20 protein-coding genes and 1 tRNA gene are annotated in these 20817 nt (G+C 65.5%); 13 read left to right on the top strand and 8 right to left on the bottom strand.

Annotated elements, in window-relative coordinates:
• Positions 1-25 precede the first annotated feature (25 nt).
• The 6 genes from cmk to NMQ11_RS10985 all read left to right on the top strand — a co-directional run bounded on the left by cmk (position 26) and on the right by NMQ11_RS10985 (position 4471).
• Positions 26-601: a (d)CMP kinase gene (gene cmk / locus NMQ11_RS11010; protein WP_255168073.1), complete on the top strand. Its 576-nt coding sequence runs from the start codon at positions 26-28 to the stop codon at positions 599-601.
• Positions 601-1506, top strand: a complete 906-nt coding sequence (locus tag NMQ11_RS11005) for an RNA-guided pseudouridylation complex pseudouridine synthase subunit Cbf5 (protein ID WP_255168072.1) — start codon at positions 601-603, stop codon at positions 1504-1506. Before cmk ends, NMQ11_RS11005 begins: the two co-directional genes overlap by 1 nt.
• A 132-nt stretch (positions 1507-1638) precedes the next feature.
• Entirely contained in the window at positions 1639-2814 is a 1176-nt protein-coding gene (locus tag NMQ11_RS11000) for a thiolase domain-containing protein (protein WP_255168070.1), read from the top strand.
• A complete protein-coding gene (locus tag NMQ11_RS10995; RefSeq protein WP_255168068.1) occupies positions 2811-3194 on the top strand; it encodes a Zn-ribbon domain-containing OB-fold protein in 384 nt (127 codons plus the stop codon). Before NMQ11_RS11000 ends, NMQ11_RS10995 begins: the two co-directional genes overlap by 4 nt.
• Before the next feature lie 94 nt (positions 3195-3288).
• Positions 3289-4359 carry a succinylglutamate desuccinylase/aspartoacylase family protein gene (locus NMQ11_RS10990; protein ID WP_255168066.1) on the top strand — a complete coding sequence of 357 codons (1071 nt, stop codon included), beginning with the start codon at positions 3289-3291 and terminating at the stop codon, positions 4357-4359.
• Positions 4360-4400: 41 nt separating this feature from the next.
• Positions 4401-4471, top strand: a tRNA-Pro gene (locus tag NMQ11_RS10985).
• Positions 4472-4776: 305 nt separating this feature from the next.
• Here the strand turns inward: NMQ11_RS10985 and NMQ11_RS10980 are convergent.
• Complete coding sequence (locus NMQ11_RS10980) at positions 4777-6327, bottom strand: hypothetical protein (RefSeq protein ID WP_255168065.1); 1551 nt, start codon at positions 6325-6327, stop codon at positions 4777-4779.
• Positions 6328-7410: 1083 nt separating this feature from the next.
• On the opposite strand from NMQ11_RS10980, the gene NMQ11_RS10975 reads away from it, so the two are divergent.
• From NMQ11_RS10975 to NMQ11_RS10960, 4 genes are all read left to right on the top strand, one after another.
• On the top strand, positions 7411-7959 hold the full coding sequence (locus NMQ11_RS10975) for a twin-arginine translocation signal domain-containing protein (protein WP_255168063.1): 549 nt from the start codon (positions 7411-7413) through the stop codon (positions 7957-7959).
• A 2-nt stretch (positions 7960-7961) separates the two neighbouring features.
• On the top strand, positions 7962-8282 hold the full coding sequence (locus tag NMQ11_RS10970) for a hypothetical protein (protein ID WP_255168061.1): 321 nt from the start codon (positions 7962-7964) through the stop codon (positions 8280-8282).
• A gap of 126 nt (positions 8283-8408) precedes the next feature.
• Positions 8409-8900, top strand: coding sequence for a hypothetical protein (locus NMQ11_RS10965; protein ID WP_255168059.1), 492 nt, complete (start codon positions 8409-8411; stop codon positions 8898-8900).
• A gap of 775 nt (positions 8901-9675) precedes the next feature.
• Positions 9676-10614 (top strand): carboxypeptidase-like regulatory domain-containing protein, encoded by a 939-nt coding sequence (locus tag NMQ11_RS10960; RefSeq protein WP_255168058.1) that lies wholly within the window; start codon positions 9676-9678, stop codon positions 10612-10614.
• 7 nt (positions 10615-10621) lie between these two features.
• Here the strand turns inward: NMQ11_RS10960 and NMQ11_RS10955 are convergent, their stop codons facing one another.
• Positions 10622-10780 (bottom strand): hypothetical protein, encoded by a 159-nt coding sequence (locus NMQ11_RS10955; protein ID WP_255168056.1) that lies wholly within the window; start codon positions 10778-10780, stop codon positions 10622-10624.
• A gap of 414 nt (positions 10781-11194) precedes the next feature.
• Complete coding sequence (locus tag NMQ11_RS10950; protein ID WP_255168055.1) at positions 11195-12160, bottom strand: TIGR03885 family FMN-dependent LLM class oxidoreductase; 966 nt, start codon at positions 12158-12160, stop codon at positions 11195-11197.
• Between the two features lie 282 nt (positions 12161-12442).
• On the opposite strand from NMQ11_RS10950, the gene NMQ11_RS10945 reads away from it, so the two are divergent.
• Positions 12443-14320, top strand: a complete 1878-nt coding sequence (locus NMQ11_RS10945; RefSeq protein ID WP_255168054.1) for a glycoside hydrolase family 15 protein — start codon at positions 12443-12445, stop codon at positions 14318-14320.
• Between the two features lie 21 nt (positions 14321-14341).
• Here the strand turns inward: NMQ11_RS10945 and NMQ11_RS10940 are convergent, their stop codons facing one another.
• The gene (locus NMQ11_RS10940) at positions 14342-14575 is read right to left on the bottom strand and encodes a twin-arginine translocation signal domain-containing protein (RefSeq protein WP_255168053.1); all 234 of its coding nucleotides are present in this window, start codon (positions 14573-14575) and stop codon (positions 14342-14344) included.
• A gap of 101 nt (positions 14576-14676) precedes the next feature.
• On the opposite strand from NMQ11_RS10940, the gene NMQ11_RS10935 reads away from it, so the two are divergent.
• Positions 14677-15516 carry an Nmad3 family putative nucleotide modification protein gene (locus NMQ11_RS10935; RefSeq protein WP_255168052.1) on the top strand — a complete coding sequence of 280 codons (840 nt, stop codon included), beginning with the start codon at positions 14677-14679 and terminating at the stop codon, positions 15514-15516.
• Positions 15517-15713: 197 nt separating this feature from the next.
• Positions 15714-17045 carry a cytochrome D1 domain-containing protein gene (locus tag NMQ11_RS10930; RefSeq protein WP_255168051.1) on the top strand — a complete coding sequence of 444 codons (1332 nt, stop codon included), beginning with the start codon at positions 15714-15716 and terminating at the stop codon, positions 17043-17045.
• Positions 17046-17070: 25 nt separating this feature from the next.
• On the opposite strand, the gene NMQ11_RS10925 is transcribed toward NMQ11_RS10930, so the two are convergent.
• The 4 genes from NMQ11_RS10925 to mobA all read right to left on the bottom strand — a co-directional run bounded on the left by NMQ11_RS10925 (position 17071) and on the right by mobA (position 20817).
• Positions 17071-17475, bottom strand: a complete 405-nt coding sequence (locus NMQ11_RS10925) for an SHOCT domain-containing protein (RefSeq protein WP_255168049.1) — start codon at positions 17473-17475, stop codon at positions 17071-17073.
• Positions 17476-17579: 104 nt separating this feature from the next.
• Entirely contained in the window at positions 17580-19313 is a 1734-nt protein-coding gene (gene ilvD / locus NMQ11_RS10920) for a dihydroxy-acid dehydratase (RefSeq protein ID WP_255168048.1), read from the bottom strand.
• Positions 19314-19638: 325 nt separating this feature from the next.
• The gene (locus NMQ11_RS10915) at positions 19639-20031 is read right to left on the bottom strand and encodes an Ig-like domain-containing protein (RefSeq protein ID WP_255168047.1); all 393 of its coding nucleotides are present in this window, start codon (positions 20029-20031) and stop codon (positions 19639-19641) included.
• Between the two features lie 99 nt (positions 20032-20130).
• A complete protein-coding gene (mobA, locus tag NMQ11_RS10910; RefSeq protein WP_255168046.1) occupies positions 20131-20817 on the bottom strand; it encodes a molybdenum cofactor guanylyltransferase in 687 nt (228 codons plus the stop codon).

Genomic DNA, 20817 nt, shown 5'->3' with positions numbered 1-20817 from the left:
TTACCCGCCCGGTCGCAGTTCGACTATGTTACTGACTGTTTCCGGCCCACCGGGCAGCGGAAAGAGTACGACTGCGGCGCTGCTGGCCGACACCTTCGATCTCGAGCACGTGAGCGGCGGCGACATCTTTCGGGAACTCGCCGACGAGCGCGGCTACACCCCCCTCGAGTTCAACAAACTCGCAGAGGAGAACGACCAGATCGACCGCGACCTCGACCGACGGCTGCACGAGATCGCGGTCGACCGGGACGATCTGGTGCTCGAGTCCCGCCTGGCCGGCTGGCTGGCGGGTGAGCACGCCGACTTCCGCTTCTGGCTCGACGCGCCGCCCACGGTCCGCGGCGAACGGATCGCCGAGCGCGAGGGGAAAGATCCCGAGCGGGCGACCGAGGAGACCCGCGCCAGGGAAGCCAGCGAGGCGCTGCGCTACGACGAGTACTACGGGATCGACATCGAGGACCTGAAGATCTACGATCTGTCGGTGAACACGGCCCGGTGGGAGCCCGAAGCCGTCCTCGACATGCTCGTGACTGCCGTCGAGGAGTACGACGCGACGGGTGACGAGGGGAAAGCGCCGACGACGATCGACTACGAGTTCTGATGAGTCTGCGCGGCCCACCCGAGGAACGTTCGCCGGCCGAACTACTCGCGTTCGGCGTCGTCAATCTCGACAAACCGCCGGGACCGTCCTCCCACCAGGTCAGCGGCTGGCTTCGCGACGCCGTCGACGACGCGCTCGCCGACGCTGGAGGCGAGACGCGGATCGAGAAGGCCGCCCACGCGGGGACGCTGGATCCGAAGGTGACTGGCTGTCTCCCTGTCATGCTCGGGAAGGCGACACGCCTCGCGCCGGCATTTCTCGAGGGCGAAAAGGAGTACGTCGCCGTCCTCGAGTGCCACGGACCGGTTCCCGCCGACGTCGGGTCCGTCGCCGCGGAGTTCGAGGGACCGATCTACCAGAAACCGCCCCGAAAGAGCGCGGTCTCCCGACGCCTGCGCGTACGCGAGATATACGATCTCTCGGTGCTCGAGACGACCGACCGCCAGGCGCTCCTCCGCATCCGGTGTGAGAGCGGCACCTACGTCCGAAAGCTGTGTCACGACCTCGGACTGGCGCTCGGAACGGGCGCGCACATGGGTCACCTCCGGCGGACGGCGACCGAACCGTTCGACGACTCGACGCTGCACACTGCCTCCGAACTGTTCGACGCGCTGGCGTTCTGGCTCGAGGACGACGATCCCGACCTCCTCTACGAGGTCGTTTCGCCGGGCGAGCGAATCCTCGAGGGACTCCCGTCGGTGACGATCGCCGAGAGCGCCGCACGCGAGGTCGCCGAAGGGGCCCCGGTGTACGCGCCGGGCGTCATCGCAGCCGACGACGTCGAGCGGGGGGCGCTGGTCGCCTGTTACACGGAGGATGGAGCCGCCGTCTGCCTGGGGAGGATGGTCGGCGATCCCGACGCGAACGAGGGGACGGTCGTCGACCTCGAGCGGGTGCTGGTGTAGGACCGATTTCGTCGCAGTGCGGAGAAATCATGGCTTCCGGTGAGGGTCGTGGCCCGCGCTCGGCCGAAGAACCCGTCGCCGGTTCCCGCTGGTTTCCAATCGTTTTTCATCGAGGACCGTGTTCGGTCGGTCATGACAACCGCACGGATCGTCGGCGTCGGGATGACCGACTTCGGCGTCCACGACCGGCCGCTGGCGGAGCTGTTCGCCGAGGCGGCGTTCGCGGCCGTCGACGACGCCGGCCTCGAGACGGACGCGATCGACGCCTTCTACCTGGGGAACGCGATGGGCGGGCAGACCGAACGCGACACGCACCTCGCACCGACGCTCGCGACACACGTCGGCGTCGCGGGGGTGCCCTGCCAGCGCTACGAGGACGCCTGTGCGACCTCCTCGAACGCGTTCAAACACGCGGTGCGGGCCGTCGAGGCCGGCCAGCACGACGTCGTCCTCGTGGGCGGGGTCGAGCGCTGTACCCCGGTGACGGGCCTCGAGACACCCGAAATGACGTCGGTGTTCGCGAGCGCGGCCCACCGCCAGTACGAGCAGCCGACGGGCCTCTCGTTTCCGGGCGTTTTCGGCCTGCTGACGACCCGGCACATGCACGAACACGGGACGACCGAGGAGGACCTCGCCGCGGTCGCGGTGAAGAACCACCGCCACGGGACGATGAACCCGCGGGCGCAGTTCGGCACGGAGACGACCGTCGAGGACATCCTCGAGGGGCCGATCGTCGCCTCCCCGTTCCGGCTCATGGACTGCTGTCCGTTCTCCGACGGGGCGGCGGCGGTCCTCGTCGCGAGCGAGGAAGCGGCCGCCTCGCTTTCGGAGGCGCGCCCGTCGGTGTCGGTCGCGGGGGTCGGCCACGCGACGGACGTGGTTCCGCTTTCGGACAAGGTCGACCCGACGGCGACGCAGTCGGCCCGCGACGCCGCGACGCAAGCCTACGAGGAGGCGGGAATCGAGGCGAGCGACGTCGACGTCGCGGAGGTTCACGACTGTTTTACCGGCGCTGAGGTGCTCGCGATCGAGGCGCTCGGCTTCGTCGAAGACGGCGAGGGTGGCCGGGCGGCCGTCGAGGGCACGACCGCCCTCGGTGGCAGGATTCCGGTCAACCCCAGCGGCGGGCTGAAGGCCAAGGGCCACCCGATCGGTGCGACAGGGGTCGCCCAGCTGGTCGAGCTCACCGAACAGCTCCGGGGCGACGCGGGAGACCGACAGGTCGCGGATGCCGAGATCGGGCTCGCACACAACTTGGGGGGCGACGCCGCGACGACGGTCGTCTCGGTTCTGGAGGTCGCCCAATGACCGCTTCTGGTGACGAAACCGGCGATCTGCTCCGCTACGACGAGTGGGCGGCCGCTCTCGAGGACGGCGACCTTCGCGGCCAGCGCTGTCCCGACTGCGGCCACGAGACGGCTGCACCGAAGGCCGCCTGCGGACGCTGTGGCGCGCGCGACCTCGAGACGGTTTCGCTTCCGACCGAGGGGACGGTGTACACCGAAACGACGGTCGCGGTCGCGCCCGAGGGGTTCGACGGCGGGTATCGGGTGGCGGTAGTCGACCTCGGCGAGGCGCGCGTGCTGGCGCGGCTCGCGGACGACTGCGAGGCCGGGATCGGGGACCCCGTCGAGTTTTCGGGCACGGTCTCGGGTCCGAACGGTGAACCGGCGCCGCTGTTCGACTGACCTCGCGGAGCCAGCTCTACGCGAGCGCAGAACGCGCGGTGGAGGACGCGGCTGAACCCGTGGGGTTTTCGACGCTGCTCTCGAGAGGAGCGGTATGACTCTCACTGTTGGAACCGCGAGCGTCGGCGCGGGCGAGCGCACGGAGGGGTACCTCGAGGTGACCGATCTGCCGACCGGCGGAGTCGAGCGGCTGCCCGTCGTCCTCGCACGCGGCGAGGAAGACGGCCCGACGCTGTGGATAACTGGCGGCGTCCACGGCAACGAGATGACGGGGATCGCGGCCGCCCAGGACGTTCTCGCAGAGGGCGTGCCCGAGGGACTGTGCGGCACCGTGGTCTGCGTTCCGATGTGCAACCCCGCCGGAATCCGCCGTGTCGAGCGCACCTCCTACTACCACGGCGACGACCCCAACCGCTACTTTCCGACCGCCGATACGGAGTCGCCGACTCGCCGGCGGGTGCAGGAGCTGATCGACGAACGGCTGTACGACGAGATCGTCGACTCCGCGGACGCGCTGCTCGACCTCCACACGGCGCAGGCGGGATCGGTGCCGTTCGTCATTCGCGATCGGGTGCTCTACGGCCGCCGTCGCGACGAAGACGAGGCCCGAGAGCTGGCCGCACGGCTCGAGTCTCTCGCCGAAGCGACGGAAGTTCCGATCGTCACGGAGTACCCCTCCGACGAGTACGCCGACCGCAACCTCCACCGCTCGACTGCGGGCGCGGTGTTAAACGAGGCCGGTATTCCAGCGCTCACCCTCGAACTCGGCGGTCACGACGCCGTCGAGGAGGCGTATCGGGCGGCCGGCGTCGCCGCGGCGTACCGCGCGATGGTCCACCTGGATATGCTCGAGGCCGTCCCCGAACGGATCGAACGCGATGCGCCGCCGCTCGAGTCGCCCGTCGACTTCCCGGTTCGGCGCTTCGTTGGCCCGCAGACGCCGCGGGCGGGGGTCTGTCGACACCGCCTGGCGGCCGGCGAGTCGTTCGCTGCCGGCGAGGAACTCGCCGCGGTAGTATCGCCGCACGGAGACGTCCTCGAGACGCTGTCGACCGACCACGACGGGTACGTTCTCGGACGCCGCTCGCCGGTCGTCTACGAGAACGATCCGGTCTACAGTCTGGCGGTTCGTGACGAGGGTGAACTGCTCGCATCCCGGGAGTGAAACGACACGCTTAACACTCGCACCGCCGTCGTCCAACGTGCGGGACCGTGGGGTAGTGGTATCCTCTGCGGATGGGGTCCGTAGGACCCGAGTTCAATTCTCGGCGGTCCCACTCGAACGCATCTATCTTTCTCCCGCCGCGCCTCTGGGACGGGCAACGCACCAGCCTTCTCTTCGAGGTGGGTTAGCTGAACCGCGAGCGATTGCTCGAGGAAGTCGGTCGGAACGAACTCGAGCGACGTATCCGTTCACACTCACTGTCCAGGACGTCGTGAGAGTCAGTGACCTCACAGGCGACGAGCGAAAAGAGGGAGATCGACGGAGAAGAACCGGGCGACTGGAAAGAAGAGTATCAGTCTATGTGAGACTCAAACCCGCCTTCAGCGTGAGAGGGCCTCAATCGAGTGGTTCGCGTAGTCAGTATCCGTACACGTACATTTCCGTATGTGCCACGAACGATGCGGCTCCGGCGGGTTGTGGGACCTCACTAGTGGGCGACTCTAACAACAGCCAGAAAACCGTTCGATCACCCACGATTCCCTCGTTTCCGACGTACTGTGCAGGGTGATAGAACCCGGTTTCGATCGCCGGATCGTCGAGACGGCTCTGGACTGGAATCTCTCGAGGCCCACGACTGGTGAGGACGGCTTCCATGTCCTCCTCAATGGGGATTTCGACGGTCTCTTCCCCATCCATGTTCGAGAACCGCACGGCAATTCCCGGTCCCCCTTCCTGATAGAACTCTTCCTCTTGCCAAATCCACTCGTCGCCGTCGTACACTTCGACCGCTACGTCCCTGTCTACTCCGGGCGTAATCTCCATGGTGAACGCAGCGACGCAGCGCTCGACGGTCTCCGAATCGGAATCCTCGTACTCGGTGACGAATCCCGGACCGTGTCTCTTCCAGACGGGAATGACCGTCCCATCCTCCCAGAATATGTATGTTATCTCGTGATTGGTCTGGCCGAAGCGTTGCCCGGAGTGGTGATCTCGAGACGCTGGGTCGACGCTCCCGGTACGATACTGGCTCGTGAGTCCGAACCCGTCCGGAAGCCCATCTCGTTCCGGGTACTCGAGTAAGCCGAGTGGTTCGGGACCGCCGAAGTCCGAACTGTGGACGTCCCACCGTAGCATCTCGCCGCCGAATACCGGGCTGTTGTCCGGGAAAAACCATTCTAACGTGCTTTCGTCGCCTCGTTCTCCGATACCGTAGCCGACGAACGTAACCGGCGATGAGATGTTCTCGAACACCGGGGTCCCCATGTACGACGCCGTAATCTCGACGCCGTGGTGTTCCGGGTACTCCCATTCGATACTCCAGTTTGCTGCCTCGAAGCTCTCGGGTGGTTCGTCGAGCTGTGGCTCACCGTCGTCAGCCGTTTCCAGGGGCCGTTGCTCGAGCGGAACCGATGGAACTTCTTCTAGTACCGTTTCGTCCGCCGGTTCGATGGCGGCGGCCCGTTCGTGCATCGGGGTTTCCACGAACCGCTCGACGTACCTGACGTCGATCACGTTTCCTACGTCGTCTTCCCGCTCGCGCACGTAAGCGACGACCGCGGCGACGGTGTCGCTCTCGATAACGGATAACACGACCGGGGTAACGTCGCCGTGTTCTATTCCGCGGGCGGATGTAATCTGCCCAGGATCTACCGTCGACGGATACCAGTCGTTATCGTCGAGAAACGCCTGAACGGTGGTATCGTCGAGTACTCGCTGGAGTAGCGCCCCATCGTACTCTTCTCCCTCGGTCACTGTCCAGGAAACGTCCACGGGTTCGGTGATCGTCAGCGCAATGAGGTTGTCCGCTCCTCGATCGACGAGCCCAAACGCGACTTGCCTGTCTACGAACGTCACGTCGAACCCCCCATCGTCGATTCCACCCTCGACTTCGACGTCTGGGCATCCCTGGATGCTCACCGCATCGAGGTCGTTGGTGTGTGGCTCGTAGGCCTCGAAGCTCACGATCATGTCTTCGACGATTTCGTGGACCTCGGGATCGGCTAACAGTACCTCCAGGGACAGGCGCTTTTGATCGAGATACAGCTGCTCGTAGTTCCCCGCCGGGAAATCCCAGACCGTACCGGGGCGACTACTCGGCAGTGTGTAGCCGTTCTCTTCGTCGTCCTGTTGGGCCAGCGAGCGGGTACTGACGCCCGAAGCGAGACCTGTCGCCGCGATCGCCTGGACGAAGCGCCGTCGTCGAACACCACCGAACCGCTCGTCCGAACGGTTATGACTCGAGGGCATGAGTTGTCCTCGTCGCGCGAAGGAACCAATAAGGTCCGCTACTGTTGCATCGTATCATGCGATTTCTCGACGGTGCTGCGCCGTTTCAGTGTCCGTTTTCGAGAACGTCAGTGAGAATATAGGTGCTCGGGCAGGGTTCGGGTACACAAGTGAGCTAATTCCGCCGCTTTGGCGGTTCTGTAGTCATCTCCCGTGACGGTCGGCAAGGATGATTCGTGACGTACTCTCGACAAGATTGACTGTCGCTACGGCAACAGACACGGGGTTGGTACGGTCGGTTACCACACCGTTTTTTGAGAAGACCTCTGTTGTTAAACCGGTCTCAGTCGAACGGTGAACGTCTCCGTATTCACTCGCGTACGCGGAGTCGAAAATCAGCATTGCACAGGACGCCCTAACTGTTACAGCTGGAACGCACGGATCAATATCAAAATTGTACTGATCACTATCGTCTACCGAATATCGGACGAGCAGTCTCCACTTTTTCCGGTCGATGTGAACAGGGTTTACTCCCCATCAGAAACGATTCAACTGCGGTTTTCACCAACGAAGCGGAGTTTCAGGTGAGCTAACAGAAGTCGAGTCGGTGCTAGAACCAAAGTAGAACACAGTTGGACACGTGGAAGCTGGCAGCCATATTGCCGCTATAGATTTCGTGAACGAGGGTGAAGAAACGGCCGTCAAAACGTATCATCCGCTGAATTTAACCACCTTATTAAATTAATTAATACCAGACGAAACGGTCGGCTGCGTTTATTCGACTATCTGGGCAAGAGTCATGCGCCCCAAGAGGGGCGTGAGAAAATGAGCGATCAGGAAACTACAGGCGATTCGAGACGGACGTTTATGAAGAAGGGAGCAGTCGCAGCAACCGCCGTTGCACTCGGCTCTACGGCTACCACCGGCAACGTGGCTGCCCAGGAGTCGGGTCGGGCGCTGGTGTTCTCGTACGACTTCCACCCAGGTCAGGACTTTACGGTCGTTGCGTCACTCGAGGCGAGTACGACGGTCAACGTCCTGCAGCTCGACGACGAGACCGTGCCCGAGATCTCCCAGCCCGACAACTACAACGGCCACGTCATCCGTTACGACATGGGCGGGGACGGTGCCGGCGTTACCACGTTCCTCTTCTCCCAGGACGTCTCGCTGAGCAGCGGTGACACGGGAACGCTCGGTGAAGACGCGTCGATGTTCAGCTCTCAGCTGAATCTCCTCAGTTCGTCGATCAACGGCGAAGCTGCCGACGACACGGACGACGAAGAGCCAGAAGACGAACCGGAAGACGAGCCGGAAGACGAACCGGAAGATGAGCCGGAAGACGAACCGGAAGACGAAGATAACGGAGGTAACTAAAAATGGTTCAAGACGACGGTCGAGGACTCGTGTTCTCGTACGACTTCCACCCGGGCCAGGACTTCGATGTTGTCGCCCAGCTCGAGGCGAGTACGACGGTCAACGTCCTGCAGCTCGAAGACGAGACCGTGCCCGAGATCTCCCAGCCCGACGACTACACCGGCCACGTCATCCGATACGACACGGACGGTGAGAACGCTGGCGTTACCACGTTCCTCTTCTCCCAGGACGTCTCGCTGAGCAGCGATGACTCCGGAAGCTTCGGGGAGGACGCGACGATGTTCAGTTCGCAGCTGAACCTCCTCAGTGTTGACATCGAATAGCGAAGCGGTGCTGTACCACTTTTTCGCGTTCGACTGTGTGCGAGCGGCACCTCACAACTGTGTGTTGACCCGCGAAGCGTTATCGGCCTCGGCGGAGTACGGGAGGCGCGAGCACTGATGACTCCTATGACATCCAACAGCCACGAAAACGGGACGGACGAAACCGCGACGGAAAACCGATCGCGGACCGATGGACGGACGATCACCGCGGGGACGATCGTCGTCGGGACCTCCGGCTGCGTCGAGCTGTCGACCGGCTCGGACGAACGATCGAACTCGAGCGACGAAGAATCGATGGCTCACGAACAGCTCCTCGTTCCCATGATAGACCACCGTCCCGGAATGACGTTCCAGGTCGTCAGTCAGCTCCCCGCGCCGATCACGGTCGAACTGTTACGACTACCCGATGGTGACTTCGCACCGGTTCTAACGCAACCCGACAGGTACACGGGATACGTCGTTCGGTCTACCACCGGCGACAGACAGATCGACATGACGACGAACGTATTCACCGAGGAATCTCTCGAGCCAGACACCGACTACACCTTTACGACCGATACTCAGGTGTTCAGCACTGAGTTGAACCTGTTCGAGTCGCACGTCCGGTACGAAGACTGAAGTTCGATTCCCATTCGAGGAAGCGGATATGGCATATTTCGTCGTCTCCGGTGCTGATACCAGCGGACTTGGCATGGGTCCACGATGCTGCTATGGACGGGAACCCAGGTGAGGGGTTTCGGAATCGAATACCGAATCCGGTGTGCCAGCGAGTTGGGCGTCCGGTCTATGCCTATTCACTGACGGCGCTGGAGCGCCGCGTCCCTCCGCTGGCGGGCACGTTCTAACGCTGCCTCGCGGCGTTGACGAGCGCGCTCGAGTGTCGCCGCCCTGTGTTGACGGGCTCTCTCGCGCACTGCCTCGAGCCTATTTTGTGGCGAGTCCGGCACCTCCACTGGTGGATCTTCGGTGGCTCTGCTCCCCCCTCAGCGTTCGACTATACACTCAGCCGACGTACTGCCATCTATCGACCTGGGAGTACCCCACTCGAGGTGGGCCAACGAACGACGGCCTCGAACCGGCGGAAACGGTCGAACTGTGGAGAGACCGCCTGCGGTCCACGCGGGCCGACGGACCGGGACCGCTGCTGCGTCGAACGGGGTGGGACGCGGGAGGCGATCCGGAGGAAGCCGTGCCTCTGACAATCGGGGACAGTAACGATTCAACTTCTCAACCATATACCGCTGTATGATCCGGAAAACGTTACCGGTACCCGCTCGCCTCGAACGAACTGACCTGTAGGCAGATTAGAGCAAGAATTCGTATAAAATCACTACCGTTCGAACCCCTTTGGGTACGATACGAACGAGCCAACTCGCACTGACCGGGGATTACCATGTATATACGAAACGGAGTTACTGACGAGCGACTGACCTGGCTGTTCAACGGGATTCACGCCGGGCTGGTGCTGTTTGGAGTGTTGCTGTTCGGTATCGGGATCACGTTTTCGCTCGCCACGAGCGGCGTCATCGATCCCGGTATGCCGTCGATCGGCGACGATACGGACGATGACGGCGCGGACCTCGAGGACGACGCTGGCGGTGACGATGGGGTCGACGAGGACGACGCCTCCGAGGAGGAGGAGGACGAAACCGATGAGGACGATGGTGGCGGCGGAGAAGACGCGGACGGCGAAAGCGACGATAGCGAGGGTGATGCCCCCGACGACGGCGACGAGGCGGACGACGCCACCGACGACGGGGCCGACGATAGCGACGACGGGGCCGACGTCTCCGAACCGGACACGTCGCTCCTCGAGTTGACCGTCGTCGACCCGGTCGGGAACCCGATCGAGAACGTCTCGGTCAGCGGCGAGGGCGAGCCACACGAGGCCGACATTCCCCTCGAGTTCAGCGGCGAGACCGACGCGAACGGTCAGTACACCGACGAGATCTACGAGAACGAGTACGAGATCGAACTCGACCACCCCGACTACGAGGCGGAGACGATCGAGCACGATCACGACGGGGCACACGAGCTCACGGTCGAACTCGAGTCCGACGGTGCCCCCGAAGCGGCGCTGATGACGCTCACCGTCGTCGACAGCGACGGCGAGCCGATCGAGGGGGCGTCCGTCAGCGGCGAGGGCGAACCGCTCGACGCGGACGTTCCCCTCGAGTTCAGCGGCGAAACGGACGACGACGGCCAGTACACCGACGTCATCTACGAGAACGAGTACACGATCGAGATCGACCACCCCGACTACGAGTCGCTGACCGGCTCCTACACCCACGACGGCGAACAGGAGGTCGTCGCCGAACTCGAGGAGGAGTAACCGCCGTCTAGTCCGAGAGGTCCTCGTCTTCGAACGCCTGCGCTTCGACCGCCGTGAACCTCGCCAGTTCGCGTTTCGTGTGCGCTTCGAGAAGGTGCTCGAGCAGTCGCTGATCCGGCTCCATGCTGTCGTGGCAGATCGGACACTCGACCGGTGGGCGGGACATCGAGTGTGCGTTCGACAGGGAGGGCCAAAAGACCGTAGCCGTCGACGAACTCCGTGGCCGCGGAATCAGTCGGCCGAGTAGCCGTCGAACTGTTCGAATAACTGAGCCGAGTCGACGGGTTCGGGTGAAATTTCTTCGCACTCGCACATGTTCGGATCGCCGATCGGTGTTGCGGTTCCGTCAGGAAACAGCCAGACGGTGAATACCTTTCCGCAACCCGTACAGGTCGCAACGGTTCGTCGTTTCTCTCCTGCGCCTTGCATCTGTCTCACTCACCCCCGTCAACGATCGACCGTATATAAAACGGTGGTTGCACACCCCGGGGGTTCATACGTCCGTCGTCGGTTCCCGAGAAACCGCCTCAGTCGTCTCCGTCGCCTGCCGCGCCTTCGACCGTGATCGTCGGCGCCGCTGTTACGCGAGCTCCGGGACGACATCCTCGCCGAAGTGATCGACGAACTGTGCCTGCTCGCGGTTGACGTTGTGGAGCACGACCGTGTCGACGTCAAGATCCAGGTCCCGCCGGAGCCACTCGAGGTGCTCCTCGAGATCCGCGGAGACGCGGACGTTCTCCTCGACCTCCTCGCGTGTGATCGTCTCGGCCTGCTCGTCGAACTGTTCGGACGTCCGCAGCTCCTGGGTCGTCGGGCCGGGAACGCAGTTGGTGCGCCACTGGTCGTAGGCGCCTTCCAGGGCGTCGTCCTCGTCGGTGTCGTAGGAGAGCTGTACCTTGAGCGCGATCGGCCGCTCGGGTGCGCCCTCGCGGAAGGCGTCGACGCGCTCCTCGAGGGCGTCGTGATCCGGCGTCGCGATGGTGATCAGTCCGTCGACCCACTCCTGGGTGCCGAGCCAGCGGGCGGTTTCGCTCGAGAGCGCCGCGCCGTACAGCGGCGGCGCCGTCTCGGGGCGGGTGAACAGCGTCGCCTCCTCGACGGTGACGCGTCCGTGGTGGGTGACCGTCTCGCCGTCCCAGAGCCGCCCCATGACCTCGGCGCACTCCGCAAGCCGGGCGTTTCGCTCGTCCTTGACCGGCCAGTCCGTACCGGCGATCCCCTCGTTCAGGAGCTGGCCGCTGCCGACGGCGAACCAGAACCGCTCGGGGTACTGCTCGCGGAGGGTCGCCGCGGCCTGGGCGACGATGGCGGGGTGGTAGCGATAGCCCGGGGCGTTGACCGTTCCGTAGCGCATCGACGTCGCCTCCATCGCGGAGCCGAGCCAGGACCAGACGAACCCCGACTCCCCCTGTCGCTCGCTCCAGGGGTGGAAGTGATCGGAGGCGAGCACCGTCGAGAACCCGTACTCGTCGGCCTGTTTCACCCGCTCGAGCAGTTCGCTCGGCGGGAACTGCTCGTGGGAGGCGTGGTATCCGATCTCCGTCATCGGAACGCTCCTCCTGGTCGCGGTCGCTCGAGAGCGTCGGTGGTGTGGCTCATACGTCGTACTGACAGGAAACGACGGTCGCGGGGATAGTCGATTGCGTTGCACTCTAAACCGCGCCGCCGGACGGGAGACGAAACGCCGTCCGGGCGCAACAGCCACGTCAAGGCTTTTGGCGGTGATCGTCGAACGTCCGATACCGACACGAACCGCCGCGAACGGGGCCGTGACCGACGACGGACGGCCCCGAACGAACCCTGCCAGCGACGATACGAACGCACGATAATGGGATTTCAACCACTCGCTTCCTACGGCCTCATCGGTAACGACGACAGGTGTGCACTGATCGGCGACGGCTCCATCGACTGGTGTTGCTTCCCGCACGTTGCCGCCGCGAGTGTGTTCGCTCGCCTCCTCGACGAACGGGGCGGACACTTCGCCGTCCAGCCGACGGACGCCTTCGACAGCCGCCAGCGGTACCTCGACCGGACGAACGTGCTCCAGACGGTGTTCGAGACCGACTCCGGACGGGCGACGCTCACCGACTTCATGCCCGTGACGGGAGCCGACGACGAACCGGCCGCCGGTCAGCGGTCGCTGTACCGCAAGCTCCGGTGTGATTCGGGGACGCTCACGCTCGAAGCCGACTTCCGTCCGCGATTCGATTACGCACGCGCCGAAACCCGGCTCGAGCGCGACCGCGGGGAGGACGCGCTCGTCGCCCGCGGCGGCGACGAATCGCTCTCCCTGCAGATCCACGGTCCGCTCGAGCTTCGAACCCTGGACGGCCGCGCGGTCGGCACAGCTACCCTCGAGGCCGGCGACACGGTCTGGCTGGCGCTGCAGTACGACCGCCTCGAGCCGACGTCGGCGGAGACCTGCGACCGCCTGCTCGATGAGACGGTCGACTACTGGCGCGACTGGGTCGGGACCGTCGAGGAGGCGGCGACGGCGATCGCGGACGACGAACCCTGGCGCGAGGACGTGATCCGATCGGGGCTCGTCCTCAAACTGCTGATCAACGAGGGGACGGGGGGTATCTACGCCGCGCCGACGACGTCGCTCCCCGAGGAGTACGGCGGTTCGCGCAACTGGGACTACCGGTACAACTGGATGCGAGACGCGAAGTTCACCGTACAGGCGCTTCACAACCTCGGGCGCGCACGCGAGGCGACGGACTACTTCGAGTGGTTTCGGGAGATCAGTCACGACGACCCCGGCGAGATCCAGCCGGTGTACGGCGTTCACGGCGAGACGGGCCTCGAGGAGTTCGAACTCGAGCACCTCTCCGGCTACCGTCACTCCTCGCCGGTCCGGATCGGCAACGCCGCGACGGAACAGCGCCAGCTCGACGTCTACGGCGCGATCGTTCAGGGGATCTACGAGACCCTGCGCCACGACGAGGAGCTCACCGACGAGGACTGGGCGTCGATCCGCGAACTAGTCGATCACGTCTGTGCGGTGTGGGACGAACGCGACGCGGGCATCTGGGAGTTCCGGGAGGACCAACGCCACTACGTCCACTCGAAGCTGCTGTGCTGGGTCGCCGTCGACCGGGGCATCGACCTCGCCGAGGATGCCGACCGCGAGGCGCCCCTCGAGCGCTGGCGCGAGGAACGCGACGCGATCAAAGCGGAGATCCTGGAACGCGGCTACAGCGAGTCGCTGGGCAGCTTCGTCCAGCACTTCGACGCCGACGAGGCGATGGATGCGACCTGCCTGCTGATCCCGATCTACGAGTTCCTGTCGCCGGAGGACCCGCGGGTACAGTCGACGATCGACACCGTCTGCGACCGACTGCTCACCGACAACGGCCTCGTGTACCGGGTCAGAGACAGCGACGTCGCGGACGACGAGCCCACGGGATTCGTCCTGTGTTCGTTCTGGCTGGTCGACGCCCTCGTCCTCTGCGGGCGCGTCGAGGAGGCTCGAGAGATATTCACGAACCTCCTCGAGCACACGACCCCGCTCGGGTTGCTCGCCGAGCGCGTCGATCCGGCGACCGGGGAGCTGTTCGGCAACTTCCCGCAGGCGTTCAGCCACATCGGCCTGATCAACAGCGCGATCTACCTCGGGCTCGCCGCCGACCGCGACCTCGAGCACGACCCGCTTGGCGAGGGCTCGAGCGCGATCGACCCGCTGTTTCGAAAGGACGACGCGTAGTAAACCGACACAGCGGACGTCTCAGGCGCCGAGCGAGTCGCTTTCGTCGTCGGCGTCGTCGCCGGTGTCTTCGTCGTCGTTAGCGTCTTCGTCCTCGTCGTCGACTTCGTGCTCGTCCGCGTCGTCGGCCTCCTGTCCGTTCCCCGTCCCCTCCTCGGCGTCGGGTTCGTCGCCACAGCCGGCGACGAGCGCGAGCGCCGCCGTTCCGGTCAGTTTCAATACGTCGCGTCGGTTCGTCGCGCGCTCTCGAGACATACCCGTTGATCGCCGCCGAGCGAGATAAGTCGCCGCCCGGGAACTGCGCGGTGTCTGCCGACTCCGACCGTCTTAATACGGCGTCTCCTCGAGTGGACGGTATGACCGTCGTCCTCGCCGGAATCGGCGCCGACAGCACCAACCTCGGCGCGCTCGGTCCGCTGTACGACGACGGGACGTTCGAGTACGTCCCGATCCCCGAAAAGACCGCCGAAACGAGCGAAACGGCGACGCTCGGCTCGTGGTCGCTTCGGTACGGCGAGGGAACCGCCGCAGATCTGACGAACCGCATCGCCCCGCAGCCGGTGCGCGACGGCGAGCGGGTCGTTACGGGCGCCGACCTCGAGTCCTGGCCGTTTCACCACGACCCGAACTTCGAGGCGCTGACCTACGGCGAACACCGGACGAGCGGCTACGTCTCCCGGCTCCGGTCGCTCGAACCCGGCGACGTCGTCGGCTTCTACGCGGGCCTCCGCCGACCGGACGGCGAGCGCGCCCACCGCTACGTGATCGGCTACATGACCGTCGAAGCGGTCGACGTGATCGGTCCCGAGACGCCCACTGAGGAGCGCCGCCGGGTGCTCGAGCACCACCCGGAGAACGCACACGCGAAGCGGTCCCGCGGGGACGAACTCTACCTCCCGGAGAAGACGGTGGTGTTCGTCGACGGCCGAGAGCCGGGCGGCCTGTTCGATCGGGACCCGATCCGACTGAGCGACTACTACGTGAAGTCGGGCAACGAGCGCGCCCAGTACTACCTCCGGGACGCGATCGCGGAGGCGTGGACCGTTCGCGAGGGCGGGGCGAACATGATGTACAAGCCCGCCTACCGGTGTGCGCTCTCGGGTGCGGCGTTTCGGGACCTGGTCGGCGTTCCCGGCGAGCGTTCCGAGCGCCAGCGACGCCGGTACGGGGCGGACTGTGACGGTCCATCCACGTAGAAAGAGGAAAATTTTGCCGCATATGGCGTTGTTAACTGGCGGTCGATTTCGCGGAACGCCCGCAGTCGGGAGCGCTCGAGCGAGCCGGTTCTGAACTCGAGTCAAGTCTTGCCCCTGTCTCCGTCAAACCCGGATAATTGCCGCAGAGACGGCCTAAGACCCGCATATTTTTGACTGTGGGGTTGCAGTGGTTTTCCATGAAGGGAGATCCAACTCGCAGAGCGTTTCTCACCGGAAGCGGCGCGGTCGGTGTCGCAACCGTCGCCGGTTGCCTCGGTGAGGCCACCAGTGAACAGGGGGCCGACGATCACGACGACCGTACCGACGAGGACGGCGAGGAGCGCGGCGAAACGTACGAAATCTGGGCGCTCGATCAGGGAACGGACACGGTCTACGTCTACGAGCCGAGCGGCGACGGCGAGTTCGACGCGGTCGAAACGATCGACGTCAACGCCCTCGAGGGCGTTCCCGAAGACGGCGTCGTCCCGCACATGATCGACTTCTCGTCGGACTACGAGTACGCCGCGATCGCCTGCACGGCCGGGGCGCGAACGCTGGTCTTCCGGACGGAGGACTACGAACTCGTCGGAAACATCGAGACCGGCGCGGGCTCGCACATGGCCGCGTTCTCACCCGAAGACGACTGCATCCACGTCGACGTCATCGGCGAGGAGAAGATCGTCCGGGTGAACGCCGATCTCGAGGCCGAAGACTTCACCGTCAGAGACGAGATCCACCTCCCGGAGAACGAGGTCGTCACGGAGGCTGGCATCGAGTCGGCCGCGCCGATCTGTCACCAGTACGCCCAGGATGGCCGTTCGCTGCACACTCTCGGGCCGAGCTACCACGACGCGGGTCTCGTGATCGTCGACCACGACGAGTTCACCGTCGACGCGGCGTTCTCTCCCGAGGAAGTGCCGACGAACTGCGGGACGATGCCACACCCGACCGAGGAGAAGTTCTACCTCACCGCCGGACTGCCGTCGAACCCCGAGGAGGACGAGGAGGGCGTCGGTGACTTCTTCGTCTTCGACACCGAGGCCGACGAGGTCGTCCACACCGCCGACACCGGTGGCGTCGACGCCCACGGCTTCTGGTACACTCCCGACGGCGAGGAGCTGTGGGTGCTCAACCGAGAGACGAACGACGGCATCGTCCTCGACCCCGAAACCGACGAGGTTATCGACGAGATCGAGGCGTTCGGCCCCACCCAGTCCGACGACCCCGCCGAGAGCGACGCGCCGGATATCCTCTGGTCCTCGCCGGACGGCGAGTACATGTTCGCGACGCTTCGGGGTCCCGAACCGATCTCCGGGGACCCACACGCGGCGACCGGTGTCACCCCCGGCTTCTCGGTGCTCGACGTCGACAGCCGCGAGATCGTCACCGTCGTCGAACCGGACCCGATCGAGGGCTACTCCGCGGAAGAGATCGAAGACGAAGACACGCCCACGCCCGACTTCCACGGCATCGGCGTCCGTCCCGTCGGCGACTACGACACGGACATTCCGACGTCGCCGCCGTTCTGAACGTGCTCGCTTCGAGCGCGTCGGTTCACCGCTCGTCCGTCTCGAGTTCGGGGGCGTCCCGACGGCCGACACTCGCGCTCTCGCGCCGATCGCGCCCGCCGTTTCCAGCGGCCGGATCGTCGGCCTCGAGCAGCCGCTCGAGTTCGCGCTCGAACTCCGCCTCGGAGAGCTCGCCCGCCGCGTACCGCTGTTTGACGGCCTCGAGCGGGTCCGCCCCTGACGGCTCGGCGGTCAACTCCTCGGCTCGCTCCTCGCCCCACCACTCCTCGATCGTCTCCCGGTCGCCGACGAGCAGCGCCCACAGCGGAACGGAACAGACCATCCCGACGAGGCCGACGACGAACAGCCACAGGGTACCCGTAAACAGCCCGACGAAGGTAACCGCGAGAAGCGCGAACGCAGCGAGGACTTCGAGTATCTCGGGAAGCATAGCGGACAGTCGATGGCGGAAGCCGCCTCGATCCATACGGCACGTACAGCGTCCGAGATGAAGTAGCTTCGGTGACAGTTCGGCGGCGCTCCCGCTCGAGTCGTCTACTCCCGTTTCACGCCGGGATTGGTCACCGCGCCGTTGGACGCCGAGTCGAAGTCGCGGCCGTACTTCGCGAGCACGCCGCCCGCGTAGGCGGGCTCGGGTCGCTCCCAGGCCTCGCGGCGGGTCGCCAGCTCCTCCTCCTCGAGGTCGACCTCGAGCCGGCGCTCCGGGATGTCAACCGTCACCGTGTCGCCCTCCTCGAGCAGGCCGATGGGGCCGCCGACCGCCGCCTCGGGGGCGACGTGGCCGATCATCGGCCCCCGCGTGCCGCCGGAGAACCGACCGTCGGTGATGAGCGCGACGTCGTCCTCGTGGCCCGCGCCGACGACGGCGGCGGTGACGCCGAGCATCTCGCGCATGCCGGGTCCGCCGCGCGGGCCCTCGTTTCTGATCACGATGACGTCGCCGCTCTCGATGTGGCCCTCCTGGACGTAGCGCATGGCGTCCTCCTCGTCCTCGAAGATCCGGGCGGGCCCCTCGTGGTGGAACTGGTCTCCGCCGGTCGCTTTCAGGACGGCGCCGTCGGGCGCGAGGTTCCCCTCGAGGATCTTGATCGCGCCCTCCTCCTCTTTGGGGTCGTCGACGGTGTAGAGGAAGTCGGCCGAGATGTCCTCGTCAGCGGGGAGATCGAGCGTCTCGAGTTCGTCTTCGATCGTTCGTCCGGTCACCGTCATCGCATCGCCGTGGAGGAGATCGGCCGCGAGCAGCCGCCGGATCACCACGGGGACGCCGCCGATCTCGTGGAGGTCGTTCATCACGCTGGCGCCGCCGGGCTGGAGGTCCGCGATCTTGGGCGTTCGTTTCGAGATCTCGTCGAAGTCCTCGATCTCGAGGCCGACGCCGGCCTCGCGGGCGAGCGCGAGCAGGTGGAGGACGCCGTTGGTCGACCCCCCGGTTGCAGTCTGGACGGCGATGGCGTTCTCGAAGGACTCGCGCGTGAGGATGTCCGACGGGCGGCGGCCCTCCTCGACGACCTCGAGGGCGAGTTCGCCCGCCCGCCGGGCGACCTCGTAGCGCTCCTCGTCCTCGGCGGGCGGGGAGGCGCTTCCCAGGGGGGCCAGTCCCAGGGCCTCGGAGATCGAGGCCATCGTGTTCGCGGTGAACATTCCCCCACAGGAGCCCGCGCCGGGGCAGGCGTGACGTTCCAGGTCGTCCAGTTCCTCGGCGCTCATCTCGCCGGTCGCGTAGGAGCCGACGCCCTCGAACACCTGGACGATAGTGACGTCCCGGCCCTCGTGCTCGCCGGGCATGATCGAGCCGCCGTAGAGAAAGACCGACGGCAGGTCGGTGCGGATCGCGGCCATCATCATCCCCGGCAGGTTCTTGTCACAGCCCGCCACCGTCACGAGCCCGTCGAGGCGCTCGCCGAAGGCGACGAGTTCGACGCTGTCGGCGATCAGTTCCCGCGAAATCAGGGAGGCCTTCATCCCCTCCGTTCCCATCGAAATGGCGTCCGAGATGGTGATCGTGCCGAACTCGATGGGCATCCCGCCCGCCGAGTCGACGCCCTCGAGTGCAGACTCCGCGACGTCGTCTAAGTGGACGTTACACGGCGTGATGTCCGCGGCGGGGTTCGCCACTCCGATCATCGGCGCGCCGAAGTCCTCGTCGGAAAACCCCATCGCCCGGAACATCGCCCGGTGAGGGGCCTTTTCGGCGCCCTCGGTCACGTCGCGGCTCTGCAAGCGTTCGTCCTTGTCGTGGTGGAACTGGCTCTCGCCCTGCTCGCTCATGGTCGCAGGTGGTTTCGAGGGCCTATAAGTGACTCCGACCGGGTCAATCGTTGCTGGTGGCCCACTGCGGTCGAAGCGCCCCGTCACCGACCGCGCCGGAAGCGGCGGCACACCCGCGAGGAGCGGCGCCACGCGCCGTCGACGAGCGCGTGCCGTCGGGGTGGGGTGGCGGCGTCATCCCCGAGTGCGGGTTTCGTTCGCGAAACCCGCTCGAGGATCGCGGTCTTCAGTGCCGTCGGCAGCTCCCGGTCGCAGTGTCGGGAACGTCGCTCGTGCGGGAACGGTTTGGAGAACGCGAGAGACCGACGTGTGGCCCCCGGACCGCTCACCCCTCCGGTGCGTCCCGCTCGAACCGTACCCCGGTGTCTTCGACGTACACGTTCAGTACGCTCCGGTTTCGAGCCACGTCCCACTCGAACGTCTCGCGGTGGTCGTCGGTCGTCACCGTCACGTCGTACGTGTCTCCGACCGCTATCGATCCGTCTTCTGAAACGGTTTTCTCGTCGGCGTCGTCCGGCGTCAGTTCGTACTGTGCTTCGTACACCGTCTCGCCGCCGGCGTCGGTTACCGTGATCTCGACGGTCTGGTCGCTGCCCGCCTCGTTGGCGATCCACAGGCTGCCCTCGTCCGGCGGGCTCGAGGTGCCGCTGCTCGAGCATCCCGAGAGCACCAGGGTCCCCGTCACGGCGGTGGCTGCGACGAACTGGCGCCGTATCATGCTGCGAAATTCTGATGTGCGGACATATACTTTCGGGCGGAACGAACCCACTCCCACAGCGCTGGACCGGGACACTCCGTTCGAACCGATACGACGGACTTACTCACCCAGCCGCGCCGCCGCCTCTTCGAGCGAATCACGGGTATCCACACCCTCGAACGTCTCGAGGGAGATCTCCGCCTCGGCGAGCGCCCGCTCGTCGACGACGACCCACTCGAGGTCCTCGAGCGCCGTCAGGATGCGGCTGTCCTCGCGCTCGAGGGCGGCCGCGCAGGCGCGGGCCATCGGCTCGGTTCGGTAGACCGCCTGGGTGGTCTGGTACCAGCGGTCCTCGAGCTGGACCACCGCGGCGTCCGCCTCCTCGTCTCGCGCCCGCTCGAACAGGAGGTCGAACAGCCGCGGCTCGACGAACGGCATGTCGCAGGCGACGACGGCCGCGTACTCGGTGGTGGCGGCCTCGAGGCCCGTTTTGATCCCTCCGGTCGGCCCCTGATCGGGAACCGGGTCGACGGCGTAGGAGACGTCGACGGGCGCGTCGGCCAGGGCAGTTCGAATGGCCTCGAGCTGGTCCTCGCGGCAGTTGACGACGACCCCCGCGCTGACCGGCGCCAGCCGGTCGACCACCCGGCGGATCATCGGTTCCCCCGCGAGGTCGGCGACGGCCTTGTCGTCCTCACCGAATCGAGTCGAGTAGCCGCCGGCGAGGACGACTCCCGAGAGGTCGGCGTTCGCTCGTCCGGTCGCCTCCGCTCCCGCCTCGGCCCGGGTTGAATCGGGTCCTGTCAC

Source organism: Natrononativus amylolyticus, from assembly GCF_024362525.1.
GTDB classification, from domain to species: Archaea; Halobacteriota; Halobacteria; order Halobacteriales; family Natrialbaceae; genus Natrononativus; species Natrononativus amylolyticus.
The sequence above is the reverse complement of the archived record's forward strand: the minus strand, read 5'-3'. Positions and strand labels throughout refer to the sequence as shown.

Bases quoted from the DNA above. Each gene is read 5' to 3' on its own strand.
- NMQ11_RS10975 (WP_255168063.1), top strand. From the start codon at position 7,411: ATGAGCGATCAGGAAACTACAGGCGATTCGAGACGGACGTTTATGAAG.
- NMQ11_RS10940 (WP_255168053.1), bottom strand. From the start codon at position 14,575: ATGTCTCGAGAGCGCGCGACGAACCGACGCGACGTATTGAAACTGACC.
- NMQ11_RS10930 (WP_255168051.1), top strand. From the start codon at position 15,714: ATGAAGGGAGATCCAACTCGCAGAGCGTTTCTCACCGGAAGCGGCGCG.
- NMQ11_RS10950 (WP_255168055.1), bottom strand. From the start codon at position 12,160: ATGACGGAGATCGGATACCACGCCTCCCACGAGCAGTTCCCGCCGAGC.
- NMQ11_RS10945 (WP_255168054.1), top strand. From the start codon at position 12,443: ATGGGATTTCAACCACTCGCTTCCTACGGCCTCATCGGTAACGACGAC.
- NMQ11_RS10995 (WP_255168068.1), top strand. From the start codon at position 2,811: ATGACCGCTTCTGGTGACGAAACCGGCGATCTGCTCCGCTACGACGAG.
- NMQ11_RS10915 (WP_255168047.1), bottom strand. From the start codon at position 20,031: ATGATACGGCGCCAGTTCGTCGCAGCCACCGCCGTGACGGGGACCCTG.
- cmk (WP_255168073.1), top strand. From the start codon at position 26: ATGTTACTGACTGTTTCCGGCCCACCGGGCAGCGGAAAGAGTACGACT.
- NMQ11_RS11005 (WP_255168072.1), top strand. From the start codon at position 601: ATGAGTCTGCGCGGCCCACCCGAGGAACGTTCGCCGGCCGAACTACTC.
- ilvD (WP_255168048.1), bottom strand. From the start codon at position 19,313: ATGAGCGAGCAGGGCGAGAGCCAGTTCCACCACGACAAGGACGAACGC.
- NMQ11_RS10955 (WP_255168056.1), bottom strand. From the start codon at position 10,780: ATGTCCCGCCCACCGGTCGAGTGTCCGATCTGCCACGACAGCATGGAG.
- NMQ11_RS10935 (WP_255168052.1), top strand. From the start codon at position 14,677: ATGACCGTCGTCCTCGCCGGAATCGGCGCCGACAGCACCAACCTCGGC.
- NMQ11_RS10990 (WP_255168066.1), top strand. From the start codon at position 3,289: ATGACTCTCACTGTTGGAACCGCGAGCGTCGGCGCGGGCGAGCGCACG.
- NMQ11_RS10925 (WP_255168049.1), bottom strand. From the start codon at position 17,475: ATGCTTCCCGAGATACTCGAAGTCCTCGCTGCGTTCGCGCTTCTCGCG.
- NMQ11_RS10965 (WP_255168059.1), top strand. From the start codon at position 8,409: ATGACATCCAACAGCCACGAAAACGGGACGGACGAAACCGCGACGGAA.
- NMQ11_RS10980 (WP_255168065.1), bottom strand. From the start codon at position 6,327: ATGATCGTGAGCTTCGAGGCCTACGAGCCACACACCAACGACCTCGAT.
- NMQ11_RS11000 (WP_255168070.1), top strand. From the start codon at position 1,639: ATGACAACCGCACGGATCGTCGGCGTCGGGATGACCGACTTCGGCGTC.
- NMQ11_RS10960 (WP_255168058.1), top strand. From the start codon at position 9,676: ATGTATATACGAAACGGAGTTACTGACGAGCGACTGACCTGGCTGTTC.
- NMQ11_RS10970 (WP_255168061.1), top strand. From the start codon at position 7,962: ATGGTTCAAGACGACGGTCGAGGACTCGTGTTCTCGTACGACTTCCAC.